A 13269-nucleotide genomic window follows, 5' to 3' on the forward strand; every position below is an offset into this window, starting at 1 on the left:
AACGGATGCATTTTTCAGTTTTACTACAAGAGTCTATAGATGATTTAAATATAAATCCCGAGGGGATTTATATAGATGCTACCTTTGGTAGAGGCGGTCATTCAAGGGCCATTTTAGAAAAGTTAACAACAGGTCGTTTAATAGCATTTGATAAAGATCTTGATGCTATTGAATATGCAGATAAAAATTTTAAAGATAAAAATTTTGAGATAGTCCACCAAAGTTTTACAAAAATTCATGAGTATTGTCAAAGTAAAGGTTTACTAGGTATGATAGATGGTATTATCATGGATTTAGGAGTATCTTCTCCTCAAATAGATACTGCAGAGAGGGGATTTAGCTTTATGCACGATGGACCTTTGGATATGCGTATGGACGTTACTAAAGGTATGACAGCAAGTGAAGTTTTAGAGTATTTATCAGTAGGAGATTTAGCTTATATATTTAAGGTTTATGGCGAGGAGCGTTTCGCTAAAAAAATTGCAGCAAGAATTAAGGAATATATTACCGAGAATGGTAGTATAGAGACAACTTCTAAGCTATCGGACCTCATTCACGCGACTATTGGGAAGAGAGAGAAAAAGAATCCTGCCACTAGATGTTTCCAAGCTTTACGGATTTACGTTAATGATGAGTTGAAAGATTTGGAAATTTTACTAGAGAATATTCTAGACGTAATAAAAGTTGGTGGTAGGGTAGCTGCGATATCCTTTCATTCACTGGAAGATAGAATTGTAAAACAAACGTTTACATCCTTAATAAACCCTAAGCAAGAGGTTAATAGAATTACAAAGATGCTTCCACGAGATAGTGGTTTGGTAAAGCTTAAGTGGATTACAAAAAAGGCCAGAGCAAATCAGAATGAACTTGACCAGAATACTCGCTCTAGAAGCGCTATGTTAAGGGTTGTTGAAAAATTATGATGTTAACAAATAGGCAGATAAGAATAAGACTATTTGAATCGTTAAAAAATAGTTTTTTTAGAAAGACTGTTGGAATATCTTTTGGCTTACTGTTTGTATTGTTAATAACAGCTTTTAGCTTAATAGTTATTCGTTTTAATTATAAATTATTGCTTAACAAACAAAAAACTTTGATTTTAGCAGATAGTAAATTGGATGAGAGGTGGAGCCAGATTGTTTTAGAATATAGCTCTTTAGCTACGCCAACTGCTGTTGAGAAATTTGCAGAAAAAGAAAGAATGACTCTTCCTACTCAGAAAAATATTCGTTTTTTAAGTGAGCAAAAGGAGAGCTCAATTAATGAGTGATTACCACCCTAAACTCCGCCATCTTGTTGTAATTGTTTTACTTATTATAAGTTTTATTATACTTTTTGTTAAGTTGATTTATATGGAGACTATTCAGTATCCAAAGCTTAAGCAAGAAGGTGATAATCGTAGCGATAGGAGTATAGATATTAAAGCTTATAGAGGGATTATCTTAGATAGGCATGATAATCCTTTGGCTATTAGTACCCCAGTTGATACTATATGGGTTGATCCATACTATGTAAAAGCAATGAGCCCTGAATTAAAAAAAATCATGAATTTGCTAGGTTTGTCTCAAAAAAATAAAGAAAAAATAGAAAATCAAGTTAAGGTAAGAGAAGGAAGAAGTGGTTTTGTTTATATTCGAAGAAAAGTTCAACCTTATTTATCGCAACAGGTGAAGGATCTTGATATAACAGGCGTACATGTAATCCGTGAATTCAAGCGTTATTATCCTTTGGCTGAGGTTGCTTCTCATATAGTTGGATTCACTAATGTTGATGGTAAAGGACAAGAGGGGTTGGAATTAGAATTTAATAAGTTTCTAACAGGTCGAGATGGTTATTTTGAATATAAGAAAGATCTCCATGGAGGAGTGGCTTCTAAAGTTGAAGATAAGTACGTTGCCCCAAGTAACGGGCATAACTTACAGATAAGTATAGATTCTAGATTGCAATATATAGCTTATAAGTATCTTAAAGAAGGTGTGGTTGAAACCAATTCTGAAGCAGGATCAGTGATAGTTGAGGATATTCATACTGGTGAGATATTAGCTATGGCTAATTATCCATCCTATAATCCTAATAGTATGGCAGATGCATATCCAGATAGGCGTAGAAATAGGGCTATTACAGATGTTTATGAGCTAGGCTCTGTAATGAAAGCGTTTTCTGCAGCTACAGCTCTCATCTATGGGGATGATATAACTCCAGAAGAACCCATTATTGATACCCATCCTGGTTTCTATCGTATCGGTAAAAATACCGTTCGAGATGAGAGGGATTATGGTGATATAGATTTGAGGCATATTCTTATGAAATCTAGTAATGTTGGTATTTCTAGGACTATTTTAAGCTTAACGGATCCAACGATATTAGAGTCATCACTAAGAAATTTTGGTTTTGGGGATAAAACGGGTATTAAGCTTCCTGGAGAAAGAGAAGGGTATGTTCCAGTTAAAGATAAATGGGGGGATTTTCAACTTGCGACCTTATCGTTTGGATATGGTATGAATGCTACAGACTTGCAATTGGTTGCAGGTATATCAGCTATTGCAAATGATGGTAAGTATATCAAGCCAACTATACTTAAAAGAAGGGTGGGTGAAGAGATTGACTCAAGACCTGTTGCTTCTAAAAAAGTTTCTAAAGAAATGTTGAGTATGATGGAGTCTGTGGTTGAGGATTTAGGTGGGACAGGGGCTAAAGCAAAAATTCCTTTATATCATGTGGCTGGTAAGACAGGTACTGCTAGGATGCTATCAGGTGGAACTTATGGAGCTAAATATTTAGCAAGTTTTGTTGGTGTTGTGCCTGCTAGTGCTCCTCAGCTGGCAATAGTTGTAACTGTTAAAGATCCTAAAGGTGATAAGTACGGAGGTGGTTCGGTAGCAGCTCCTATATTTGCTAAAGTTGCACTAAATAGTTTGCAGATAATGGGAGTTAAGCCTGATAAACTGACTAACTAATTCTTTGTTTTTGCTTTTTTATAGTATATAATTACGCCTTGATAAACTGTTCCTTTGTGCGGTTTGTCTACGTTAATTTAATAAAACAAACGGAGAAAATAGTTATGTTAACAGCACAAGATAAACAAAATATAGTAAAAGAAAATCAACAATCTGAAGGTGATACAGGTTCACCAGAAGTGCAGGTAGCTCTTTTAACAGCTAGAATTAATGATCTTCAAGGTCATTTTGCAACTCATAAAAAAGATAATCATTCAAGAAGAGGTCTTTTAAGATTAGTTAGCCAACGTCGTAAACTATTGGACTATCTTCATGGTAAAGATGTGGAAAGATATCGTAGTCTAATTAAAAAATTAAACCTACGTAGATAATTTTAAAATAATCCATCTAAAATCATTCTTACATCACAAAATCAAAAATTAAGGTTTAAACGTGAAAATATTTAAAGAAGTCTTTGAATTAGGAAATAAGCAAATCTCTATAGAGACAGGCGGCATGGCGCGCCAGGCTGATGGATCTGTTACAGTTAGTTGTGGCAATAATGTTGTTTTAGTAACTACAGTTGTGAAAAAAACAGTTTCACCGGGACAGGATTTTTTTCCTCTTTCGGTGCATTATTTAGAAAAAACATATGCAGCAGGTAAAATTCCTGGTGGATTTTTGAGAAGAGAGGGTAGGCCATCAGAAGAGCAGATTCTTATATCACGCCTTATTGATAGATCTATCAGACCATCATTTCCAGATGGCTTTTTTAATGAAATCCAGATAGTAGCTACGGTAGTTTCTTATGATGGTGGTTTTTCACCAGATATGTTAGCTTTAATCGGAGCTTCTGCTTCTTTAGCACTTACAGGAGCTCCTTATAACGATGTGATTGCAGGTGTAAGAGTAGGTTATATAAATGGTAAATATACCCTTAATCCAAATAAACAAGATTTAAAAGAATCTGCTTTGGATCTAGTGGTTTCTGGTACTGATGATGCTATTTTAATGGTTGAGTCAGAAGCTAATAGCTTACCAGAAGCTGTAATGTTGGGTGGTATTTTATATGCGCATAAACATTTGAAAACAATTATTAGTTCTATTAATAAAATTGCTGAGGTAGCCGCTAAGCCACCTATAGAATATTCTGTTTATCAGGTAAATAAAATTCTTAAGTCTCAAATTAAGTCTCATTTTTTTGGTGAAATTAAAGGTGCTTATACTTTTGCTTCTAAGCAGGAGAGGAACCATAAGCTTAACGAAGTTAGAAAAAATGTTTTAGAGCATATTTTTGCAAACGACGTTGATAGTGGGGAGTATAGTGAAAAAGAAATTCTAGAAGCTTTTCACGATATTGAAAAAGACCTTGTGAGATCAAATATTCTAGAAGGTAAGTCGCGAATTGATGGTAGATGTACAGAGACTATTCGTCCAATTAGTGTTAAAACAGGTATTCTTCCTGGTGTACATGGTTCTGCTTTGTTTACCCGAGGAGAAACTCAAGCTTTAGTAGTGACTACTCTTGGTAGTGATAGAGATGCTCAGTTAGTAGAATCTTTAGATGGTCTGGAAAAATCAAGATATATGTTGCACTATAACTTCCCTCCATATTCTGTAGGTGAATGTGGTATGGTTGGTATGGCACCAAAACGTCGTGAAGTTGGACATGCTAATTTAGCTAAGCGTGCTACACAAGCAGTATTTCCCAATCAAGATGCTTACCCTTATGTAGTTAGAATAGTATCTGAAATTTTAGAATCAAATGGTTCTAGTTCTATGGCAACAGTTTGTGGTTCATCATTATCTATGATGGATGCAGGTGTTCCAATTGCTGAGCCTGTAGCTGGTATTGCAATGGGACTTATAAAGGATGGCTCTAAATATGCTGTACTATCTGATATTCTAGGTGATGAAGATCATCTTGGTGATATGGACTTTAAAGTTGCAGGCACTAAGTATGGTGTGACAGCATTGCAGATGGATATTAAGATAAAAGGTATTTCTAGAGAGATTTTAGAACAAGCATTAGAGCAAGCAAGAGTTGGTAGATTACACATACTTGGTATAATGAATGAAGTAATAAAAGAGCATAAAGAAAACGTTTCAAATTGTGCTCCACAAATTCATATATTAAACATTAATCCTGCAAAAATTAAAGATGTGGTTGGCCGAGGTGGCTCTACTGTAAAAGGTATAGCTGAAAAAACTGGCGCTCAAATAGACACTAGTGATACTGGTGAAGTTAAGATTTTTGCTAAAAATAAAGTTTCTTTAGATATGGCTGTTGCTATGGTTGAAGAAGTAGTTGCTGAAGTTGAAGAAGGCCAAGTTTACAAGGGTAAGATTGTTAAACTTTTAGATTCAGGTGCTTTTGTAAATCTGATTGGTAAGCAGGATGGGTATCTGCCATTTGCTGATGTTGAGCAAGCAGGTATTAAGACTAATTCTCTAGTTGAAGGCCAAGGGCTTGAAGTTTTAGTTCAAGCAATTGACCGGATGGGTAGGGTGAAAGTTTCTATAGTAGTGAGGTAGAGATATGAGCGCTGAAGTTCAAAGTGTTGATCCTATAAATTTTACAGAATCTGCTTCTTTGAAAGTTAAGGAACTTATTGAAGAAGAGGGCGATGATTCGCTTAGCCTTAGGGTTTATATCACAGGTGGTGGTTGCTCAGGTTTTCAGTATGCCTTTGCTTTTGATGATGAAATAAAAGATGATGATATGGTGATTACAAAAAATGGCGTACGTCTTTTAGTAGATTCTATGAGTTTTCAATATTTGGTTGGAGCAGATGTTGATTATAAGGATGATGTTGAAGGTGCGTATTTTGTAATTAGAAATCCTAATGCAAAAACCACGTGTGGCTGTGGATCGTCTTTTTCTGTATAATAAAAAATATGTTTAATGGTATTTAAATAGAATAATCTTATGAAAATTGCTAATTTTGAAGTTGGAAATGGGAAACCATTTTTTTTAATGTCTGGCCCATGTGTGATTGAATCTGAGCAAATGGCCATGGATACTGCGGGATATCTTGCTGAGGTTACTAAAGAGCTTGAAATAAATTTTGTTTATAAGTCATCTTTTGATAAAGCAAATCGTTCTTCTATAAATAGTTTTAGAGGGTTGGGCGTAGATAAAGGGCTAGAAATATTAGCAAAAGTAAAAAAAGCTTACGGTGTGCCTGTAGTAACAGATGTTCATGAGGATACACCATTTGCAGAAGTAGCAGAAGTTGTAGATGTTTTACAAACTCCAGCATTTTTGTGTCGTCAAACAAATTTTATATTAGAAGTATGTAAACAAGGTGTACCGGTTAATATTAAAAAAGGACAGTTTTTAGCACCTTGGGATATGCAGCATGTAGTTGCTAAAGCTAAATCTACTGGTAATGAGCAAATTATGGTTTGTGAGAGAGGTGTTAGTTTTGGTTATAATAACTTAGTCTCAGATATGCGTTCACTTGAAATAATGAAAAATACTGATTGCCCAGTGGTTTTTGATGCGACTCATTCTGTGCAATTACCAGGTGGTCAAGGTAGCTCTTCTGGCGGTCAAAGAGAGTTTGTACCAGTATTATCAAAGGCAGCTATAGCTGTTGGTATTGATGGTTTGTTTATGGAAACACATCCAAAGCCTGATGAAGCTAAAAGTGATGGTCCAAATTCATTTCCTATGTATAAAATTAAAGAGTTTTTAGCTTTGTTAAAAGAGTTGGATTATTTGACTAAGCAGCAACCTAAAATTGAGCTATAGGTTTTAACTATGGCTGGAAAAGAAGATGTTTTTATAATAGGCATTGTTGGAGGTTCAGGCTCTGGTAAGACTTTGTTTTCTAATGCGATCATAAAAAAATTAAAATCTAAACATTTAAATCAAATTGCAGTAATTTCTGAAGATCGATATTATAAGAATTGGGGTGAGATGGTTGGCTTTGAAGAAGCTTGTAGAATTAACTATGACCATCCAGATGCTTTTGATCACAAACTTTTAAGAAAGGATTTAGATAACTTAATTCAGGGTAATGATATTTATATACCTCATTATGATTATACAACTCATTCAAGAGTCGATGCGAAAGCTGAGAAGGTTATTGGAGGAGTTAGTGTTATTATTCTTGAAGGTATTATGCTGTTTAATGACCGTAAACTTTTAAAAATGATGGATTTTAAGGTATATATGGATACACCGTCAGATCTTTGTTTTATTCGTAGAATGCAACGCGATCAAAAAGAAAGAGGACGTACCGTAGATAGTATTGTAACTCAGTATCTAACTACTGTTAGACCTATGCATATTAAATTTATCGAGCCATCAAAGAGAAAAGCTGATATCATAGTACCTGATGGGGCTCAAAATAAAACTGTAATTGATATTATATATAATAAAGTAAAACAACTATTAAAAAGAAATGGAGTAAAAAATGGCTAGAGTAACTGTAGAAGATTGCTTAGATAAAGTAGAAACAAGATTTGACTTAGTGGTTTTAGCTTCGATGAGAGCAAATAACATATTAAAAGCAGGCTATTCAGAGTCTATAGAAAACGAAAAAAAAGAAAAAGCTACAGTAGTTGCATTAAGAGAAATTGCTCAGTCTGAAATCTCATCAGAGCAAATTCTTAGAAATGAAATAGAAGGTTAGTATAAAATCTATAAAAAAGTATTTGACTTAGTTAGGAAACTCTATATAATACCTTGCTATTGGGTGCATAGCTCAGCTGGGAGAGCATCGCCCTTACAAGGCGAGGGTCGGGGGTTCGAACCCCTCTGCACCCACCACAATACGAAAGGCGATTTTAAAATCGCCTTTTTTGTTTTAAGAGTTATTAGGCCTATCTTTGCCAATCCAATTTATTTTATAAGGGGCTGTATAAGTATTTTTCTTAAGCTTAAATGTACCAAATTCAAAATTGACTTTATTCCCTGTTTGAAGCTTCGTTGTTTGGATAAATGTATGATCTTTACTATCAAAGCTTAGCTTTAGATATGCTGTTTTATTACCCCAGTCTTGCGAGGGCATTGATATGTGATAAATATCAAACTGCGATTGCTTAAAATTACCACCTTCAAGAGTATAGACACCATAGTGGCTTTCTCCTGGAGAAACAACTTTATAGATGCCATTATTATAATAAAATACATTAGCACCGTGCCAAGGCTTTTTATTATATAATTTCATGTAATATAGTTCTATAATATAGCTAGGTTTGCCAACTGGAACCTCAAGGTTAACTAGAAAGTTGTTAGCTTTTTGTACTTCTGCAGAATAACTAAAATGGTTTAAAGTTAGTAATAAGATTAATATTTTTAAATATTTGTACATTTGTATATTTCAAAGTAGTTTAAATTTAATATATATTATCATTATTTGTGTGGTTATGAAATGTAATAAGGTTACTAGATTCGCGTATATGTATCTTGTTCTGAATGTTTTTTTTATAAAAGCCTTAATTTTAAAAGCTGATAAGAACCCTTATATTTCTTATGGAATATCATCTAAAACTTATTATACCGAATATAAAACTGATAACGGTATCTATAATAAAATAAACTCAAGTGAAGCTATAGATCTAACAATCTATTTTAGTTAATTATTTATCTTTTAACTAAATCTTTTTAAACATGCTAGAATTTTATCTAGATCACTAGTAAAGAAAGAGAACCTTATGAAAAAACTAATATTAACATCATTATTCTTATCTATATCTATTTCAACGCTTGCTTATGCAGACAGTAATAAAAGTAATATTTGTCCTAGTGATTTAAAATATAAAAACATAAATATGAAAGATATAGTTAATCCGATAGTTATTTGACAATAATGTTATAATATTTAGAAAAAATGTCATCATATAGCCAAGATTTCAGAGATATCGTAATAACTAAATATAAAGAAGGCCTAACAGACAAAGAGTTAAGTAATTTTTTTAATATAGATATCCGTACTACTAGATCTTGGATAAACTTATACGAGACAACTGGTGATTATAAATCTAAGCAAGGCTTGGGTTGCGGTAGAGTAGCAACCTTTACAGATAAGGAAGCGATAGAAAGCTACTTAAGAACATATCCAGATGCAATGGCTTTAGATATTAGAGAAGCATTAGCTCCTGAAATACCTAGAAGCACATTTTATGATTGTCTTACCAGACTTGGTTTTAGTTTTTAAAAAAGACACCTAAATATAAGCAAAGAAAAGAACAAGATAGGCAAAGTTTTATAGAGGTTGTTGAGACTATTGAACCTAACAAACTTGTATATTTAGATGAAATGGGTATGGATAATAAACAGTCTGTACTAAGAGGATGGTCTCTTGTTGGTAAACCTAGCTATGGTGAAGTTATTGCTTATCAAACTCAGAGAAAAAGTATAGTTGCTGGTTATAACTATTTAGAAAAGAAGATTATAGCACCGCTAGAGTATACTGGATATACAGATACTCAAATTTTTAATCAGTGGTTTGAAGAGCATTTATGTCCTGAGTTAATTCCAAAGACTACTGTTGTTATGGATAATGCTAGTTTTCATAAATCTCCTAAATTGGCTAAAATAGCAGAGAAGTTTGATATACAGATACTATACCTTCCTGCTTATTCTCCTGATTTAAATCCTATAGAAAAAATTTGGGCCAATTTTAAAAGAATTTTAAGAAAAGTAAATAATTCTTTTGATAATTTATCTGATGCTATTACTCACGTCTTTAGCACAATATTATCAGATTAACTATATAATGTTTTTGCTAATGTTGGTGGTGGGTATGGACCAACGAAACCACTTGATACAAAGCCAAAGAAAGGTCAAATTGATATTTTATCATCATCATTAGGAGAGGTTAGCTTTGCTTTATATCCTACAAAAGTAGCAAAACTTGCAGATAATGGTACTATTGATATGATCTTCTCACACTCTAAAGCTGGAGTTTACAAGTTTGTGCCACCTCATGTATCTGCTTATGGCGGTAAGAAAATGATTATAAAATAAATATTTCCTTTAAGTTGTATTTAACTACTTAATTAAATACAATTATCCTAATATATCTTAGTTAAATTATTTATGGGAAGAGCCAGAAAAAGAAAGCTCAAAGAAGGTATCTTTGATGCTGAAATTATCACTTTAAGTCATGATGGTAGAGGAATAGCCAGAGTTGATGGAAAAACCACTTTTATTCCATTTACCTTGCCGGGTGAAAAAGTGAAATTTGAATATACTTTTTCGAAAGCAAAATTTGACGAAGGTAAAGTTATTGAATATATAACAAAATCTCTAGCTAGAGTAAATCCGCCATGTGAGTATTTTGAGATATGTGGAGGGTGCAGTTTACAGCACATGTCTTCTGATGCGCAAGTTGTTCATAAACAACAAACTTTACTAAACCAGTTAAAATATATAGGTAATAAAGTTGAACCAGAAAATATTTTAGAGCCATTACGTACAATTAACACTGAAGGGTACCGTAATAAAGCTCGACTTGGTGTGCGTTATGTAATAAAAAAAGAGAAGGTTTTGGTTGGATTTAGAGAACGTAATGGGCGTTTTTTAGCTGATATTGATAAATGTATAGTACTTAACCCTCTAGTCGGAGAAAAAATAGCAGTAATAGCTCAGTTTATAGAGTCATTATCTATATATAGCCATATCGCACAATTAGAAATTGCTATAGATGATAGTAGGCCTGCTATTATAGTTAGGCATTTAGAGCCATTTAGTAGTGAAGATTTAAATAAACTAAAGTCTTTTGGTGGAGAAAATAATTATTGGATATATTTACAATCAAAGGGGCCTGATACTATTTTTAGATTATATCCTGAAGAAAAAGTTTTTCCTATTAAGCTATGCTATCAACCAGTTGATGGTATTGAAATTAGTTTTGAGCCGAGTGATTTTACTCAAGTAAATAGTGATATTAATAGAAAAATGATAAAAAGGGCAATAGAGCTTTTAGATATATCAAAAGAAGACTCTATAATTGATTTATTTTGCGGGCTTGGAAATTTTACTTTACCAATCTCGCAATACGCCAAATCTGTAATTGGCGTTGAAGGGGAGACTAGAATGGTTCAAAGAGCTGTTGAGACTGCTCAAAAAAATGATATTTCTAATGTGAAGTTCTATACTGCAAATCTTTTTGAAAGTTTTGTAGATAAAGAATGGTTCAATGATTTTGAATATAATAAAATGTTGCTAGATCCACCTAGAGCAGGAGCTTATGAGGTTTGTAATGATATCGAAAAATTTAATGTTGATCGTATAGTCTATATTTCGTGTGATACAGCTACTTTAGCTAGAGATGCTGGTGTTTTAGTTAATGAAAAAGGCTATCGATTAATTAGTGCAGGGGTTATGGACATGTTTCCTCATACTATGCATGTAGAGTCTATAGCTGTGTTTGAAAGAGTATAGGAGATATTATGTATATTGGTTTGGATATCGGTGGTACAAATATTTCGGCTGGTATTTTTAATGAAGAAAAAAAAATAATTAGTACCGCTAAGATTAAATCAAAAGGCAAAAGAGCTCCAGAAATAGTGCTTGGTCAAATTTATAAGGTGATTGATACCCTTTTATTAGATAAGCAAAGTACTGATGGCCTAAAAGCGATAGGTATTGGGATAGCTGGATTTGTTGATTCAAGGCAAGGAATACTAAAATTTAGTGCAAATGTTAATCTTAATGATGTGAATATCCATGAAAAAGTCGGTCAAAAATATAAAGTACCAGTTTTTATAGAGAATGATGTTAATGTTGGTGTTATAGGTGAGTGGAAATATGGTGTAGGCAGAAGCCATAAAAATATTGTAGGAATATTTGTAGGTACAGGTATAGGTGGTGGATTAGTTATAAATGATCAATTTCTATATGGTGTGACTGGGGGTGCTGGAGCAGTAGGGCATGTGACTATAAATGCTCAAGGAGCTTATTGCCAGAGTTGTGGCTCTCAGGGGGGCATCGAGACCTATGCTGGCAAAGTAGGGATAGAAAATAGACTTATTAGCTTACATAAAAAAGGCATCAAAAGTATATTAATTGATTTTGTATTAGGAAATAATGGCAAACTAAAGGGTTCATACCTTAAAAAAGCTTTAGATTTAGAAGATCCTATAGCAATAGATATAGCTAATATTGCTATGACTAATTTAGGTGTGGCTGTGGCTAATTATATTAATTTATTAAATCCCTCTATGGTTTTGTTTGGTGGGGGAATTATGCAAGCAATAGGAAATGATTACTTGGGTGTGATTTATCAATCTTGTTCTAAATATGCATTTAAAACTATGTTAGATGCCTGTGAACTTAAAATAGCTACTTTAGGTGATAATTCTGGAGTATATGGTGCAATGGATATAGCATTTAATCGACTACAAGGGAATTGGTAATGTTTATAGGTGTAGATATTGGTGGATCAAATATGTTTGCTGGCATTTTTGATGATAATAAGAGAATAATTACAACAGCAAAAGTTAAATCAAAAGCAAAAGAATCGACAGAGATAGTTTTAGGTCAATTGTTTAAACTTATTGATAAGTTGAGAGATGAAATACCTGTAGATAGAAATTTAAAAGGTATAGGTATAGGTATAGCTGGCCTTGTAGATAAAAAAACTTCTGTTATTCGTAGAAGTGTAAATATCAATGTTAGTGGAGTGAATATAAAACATATCCTAGAGAAAGCATATAACGTTGTAGTAGAAATAGATAATGATGTTAATGTGGGCCTTTTAGGCGAGGCTAAATATGGGGCTGGAGTAGGTTATGATGATATTGTTGGGATGTTTGTAGGAACAGGTATTGGAGGAGGCTTGATATTAAATGGTCAACTTTATACTGGCAATAGTGGTTTGGCTGCAGAATTAGGGCATACAATTATTAAACAAGGTGGTGCGTATTGTCCTGGTTGTGGATCCCAAGGTTGTCTAGAGGCATATGCTGCTAAGGTTGGCATTGAACAAAGGATTGAAAATTTAGCTAAAAAACAAATAACTAGCACCCTTGTAGATTTAGTTGTTAAGAATAATGGAAAATTAAAAAGTAGCCATATAAAAAAAGCTCTTGATGAGAGTGATGAGATAGCTTTAGATATACTTAATGAAGCGATGATATATTTGGGTACTGGATTGGCTAGCGCCTTAAATATGATCAATCCATCTATGGTTATTTTAGGTGGGGGAGTGATGGAGGCTGTTGGTGAAGAATATCTCCCTCTGATTAAGAGAGTTGCAATGAGAAATTCATTTGCTGATATATATGCTGAGTGTGAGTTTAAATTAGCGAAGCTTGGCGATGAAGCTGGTATTTATGGTGCTATGGAATTAGTTGCTAATTAAATCTATTTTGG

At 33.4% G+C, this 13269-nt stretch carries 15 protein-coding genes, 1 tRNA gene and 1 pseudogene; 16 read left to right on the top strand and 1 reads right to left on the bottom strand.

Translation table 11 applies throughout. The annotated features are described in order from the left end of the window. The first annotated feature begins 5 nt into the window (after window positions 1-5). The 10 genes from rsmH (at window position 6) to ACR0PV_RS03040 (ending at window position 7716) form a co-directional block, all read left to right on the top strand. Window positions 6-923, top strand: coding sequence for a 16S rRNA (cytosine(1402)-N(4))-methyltransferase RsmH (gene rsmH, locus ACR0PV_RS02995; protein WP_488173522.1), 918 nt, complete (start codon window positions 6-8; stop codon window positions 921-923). Continuing rightward, window positions 920-1270, top strand: a complete 351-nt coding sequence (gene ftsL / locus ACR0PV_RS03000) for a cell division protein FtsL (protein WP_488173523.1) — start codon at window positions 920-922, stop codon at window positions 1268-1270. The genes rsmH and ftsL overlap by 4 nt, the downstream gene beginning before the upstream one ends. Continuing rightward, complete coding sequence (locus tag ACR0PV_RS03005) at window positions 1263-2957, top strand: peptidoglycan D,D-transpeptidase FtsI family protein (RefSeq protein ID WP_488173524.1); 1695 nt, start codon at window positions 1263-1265, stop codon at window positions 2955-2957. The genes ftsL and ACR0PV_RS03005 overlap by 8 nt, the downstream gene beginning before the upstream one ends. Before the next feature lie 104 nt (window positions 2958-3061). Further along, the gene (gene rpsO / locus ACR0PV_RS03010) at window positions 3062-3328 is read left to right on the top strand and encodes a 30S ribosomal protein S15 (RefSeq protein ID WP_488173525.1); all 267 of its coding nucleotides are present in this window, start codon (window positions 3062-3064) and stop codon (window positions 3326-3328) included. A 61-nt stretch (window positions 3329-3389) separates the two neighbouring features. Continuing rightward, a complete protein-coding gene (pnp, locus tag ACR0PV_RS03015; RefSeq protein ID WP_488173526.1) occupies window positions 3390-5471 on the top strand; it encodes a polyribonucleotide nucleotidyltransferase in 2082 nt (693 codons plus the stop codon). A gap of 4 nt (window positions 5472-5475) precedes the next feature. After that, entirely contained in the window at window positions 5476-5826 is a 351-nt protein-coding gene (gene erpA, locus ACR0PV_RS03020; protein ID WP_488173527.1) for an iron-sulfur cluster insertion protein ErpA, read from the top strand. A gap of 39 nt (window positions 5827-5865) precedes the next feature. Further along, window positions 5866-6693 (top strand): 3-deoxy-8-phosphooctulonate synthase, encoded by an 828-nt coding sequence (gene kdsA / locus ACR0PV_RS03025; RefSeq protein ID WP_488173528.1) that lies wholly within the window; start codon window positions 5866-5868, stop codon window positions 6691-6693. Between the two features lie 9 nt (window positions 6694-6702). Next, the gene (gene udk / locus ACR0PV_RS03030) at window positions 6703-7368 is read left to right on the top strand and encodes a uridine kinase (RefSeq protein WP_488173529.1); all 666 of its coding nucleotides are present in this window, start codon (window positions 6703-6705) and stop codon (window positions 7366-7368) included. Continuing rightward, the gene (gene rpoZ, locus ACR0PV_RS03035; protein ID WP_488173530.1) at window positions 7361-7579 is read left to right on the top strand and encodes a DNA-directed RNA polymerase subunit omega; all 219 of its coding nucleotides are present in this window, start codon (window positions 7361-7363) and stop codon (window positions 7577-7579) included. Before udk ends, rpoZ begins: the two co-directional genes overlap by 8 nt. Window positions 7580-7640: 61 nt before the next feature. Next, window positions 7641-7716 (top strand) — tRNA-Val (locus ACR0PV_RS03040). Window positions 7717-7753: 37 nt separating this feature from the next. Here the strand turns inward: ACR0PV_RS03040 and ACR0PV_RS03045 are convergent. Beyond that, window positions 7754-8260 (bottom strand): hypothetical protein, encoded by a 507-nt coding sequence (locus ACR0PV_RS03045; RefSeq protein WP_488173531.1) that lies wholly within the window; start codon window positions 8258-8260, stop codon window positions 7754-7756. A gap of 343 nt (window positions 8261-8603) precedes the next feature. On the opposite strand from ACR0PV_RS03045, the gene ACR0PV_RS03050 reads away from it, so the two are divergent. From ACR0PV_RS03050 to ACR0PV_RS03075, 6 genes and pseudogenes are all read left to right on the top strand, one after another. Further along, window positions 8604-8753 (top strand): hypothetical protein, encoded by a 150-nt coding sequence (locus ACR0PV_RS03050; protein WP_488173532.1) that lies wholly within the window; start codon window positions 8604-8606, stop codon window positions 8751-8753. A gap of 26 nt (window positions 8754-8779) precedes the next feature. Then, a protein-coding gene (locus tag ACR0PV_RS03055) for an IS630 family transposase (protein WP_488172153.1) occupies window positions 8780-9660 on the top strand; the annotation gives its coding sequence in 2 pieces (ribosomal slippage) (window positions 8780-9104 and window positions 9104-9660; 882 coding nt in all). Between the two features lie 3 nt (window positions 9661-9663). Beyond that, window positions 9664-9918 (top strand): annotated as a pseudogene (locus tag ACR0PV_RS03060) (hypothetical protein); the annotation flags it as partial. 72 nt (window positions 9919-9990) lie between these two features. Beyond that, the gene (gene rlmD / locus ACR0PV_RS03065; protein ID WP_488173533.1) at window positions 9991-11337 is read left to right on the top strand and encodes a 23S rRNA (uracil(1939)-C(5))-methyltransferase RlmD; all 1347 of its coding nucleotides are present in this window, start codon (window positions 9991-9993) and stop codon (window positions 11335-11337) included. Window positions 11338-11345: 8 nt separating this feature from the next. Beyond that, window positions 11346-12311, top strand: coding sequence for an ROK family protein (locus tag ACR0PV_RS03070; RefSeq protein ID WP_488173534.1), 966 nt, complete (start codon window positions 11346-11348; stop codon window positions 12309-12311). Then, on the top strand, window positions 12311-13258 hold the full coding sequence (locus ACR0PV_RS03075; protein WP_488173535.1) for an ROK family protein: 948 nt from the start codon (window positions 12311-12313) through the stop codon (window positions 13256-13258). Before ACR0PV_RS03070 ends, ACR0PV_RS03075 begins: the two co-directional genes overlap by 1 nt. Window positions 13259-13269: the final 11 nt, after the last annotated feature.

It is taken from the genome of Francisella sp. AG1, assembly GCF_057683165.1.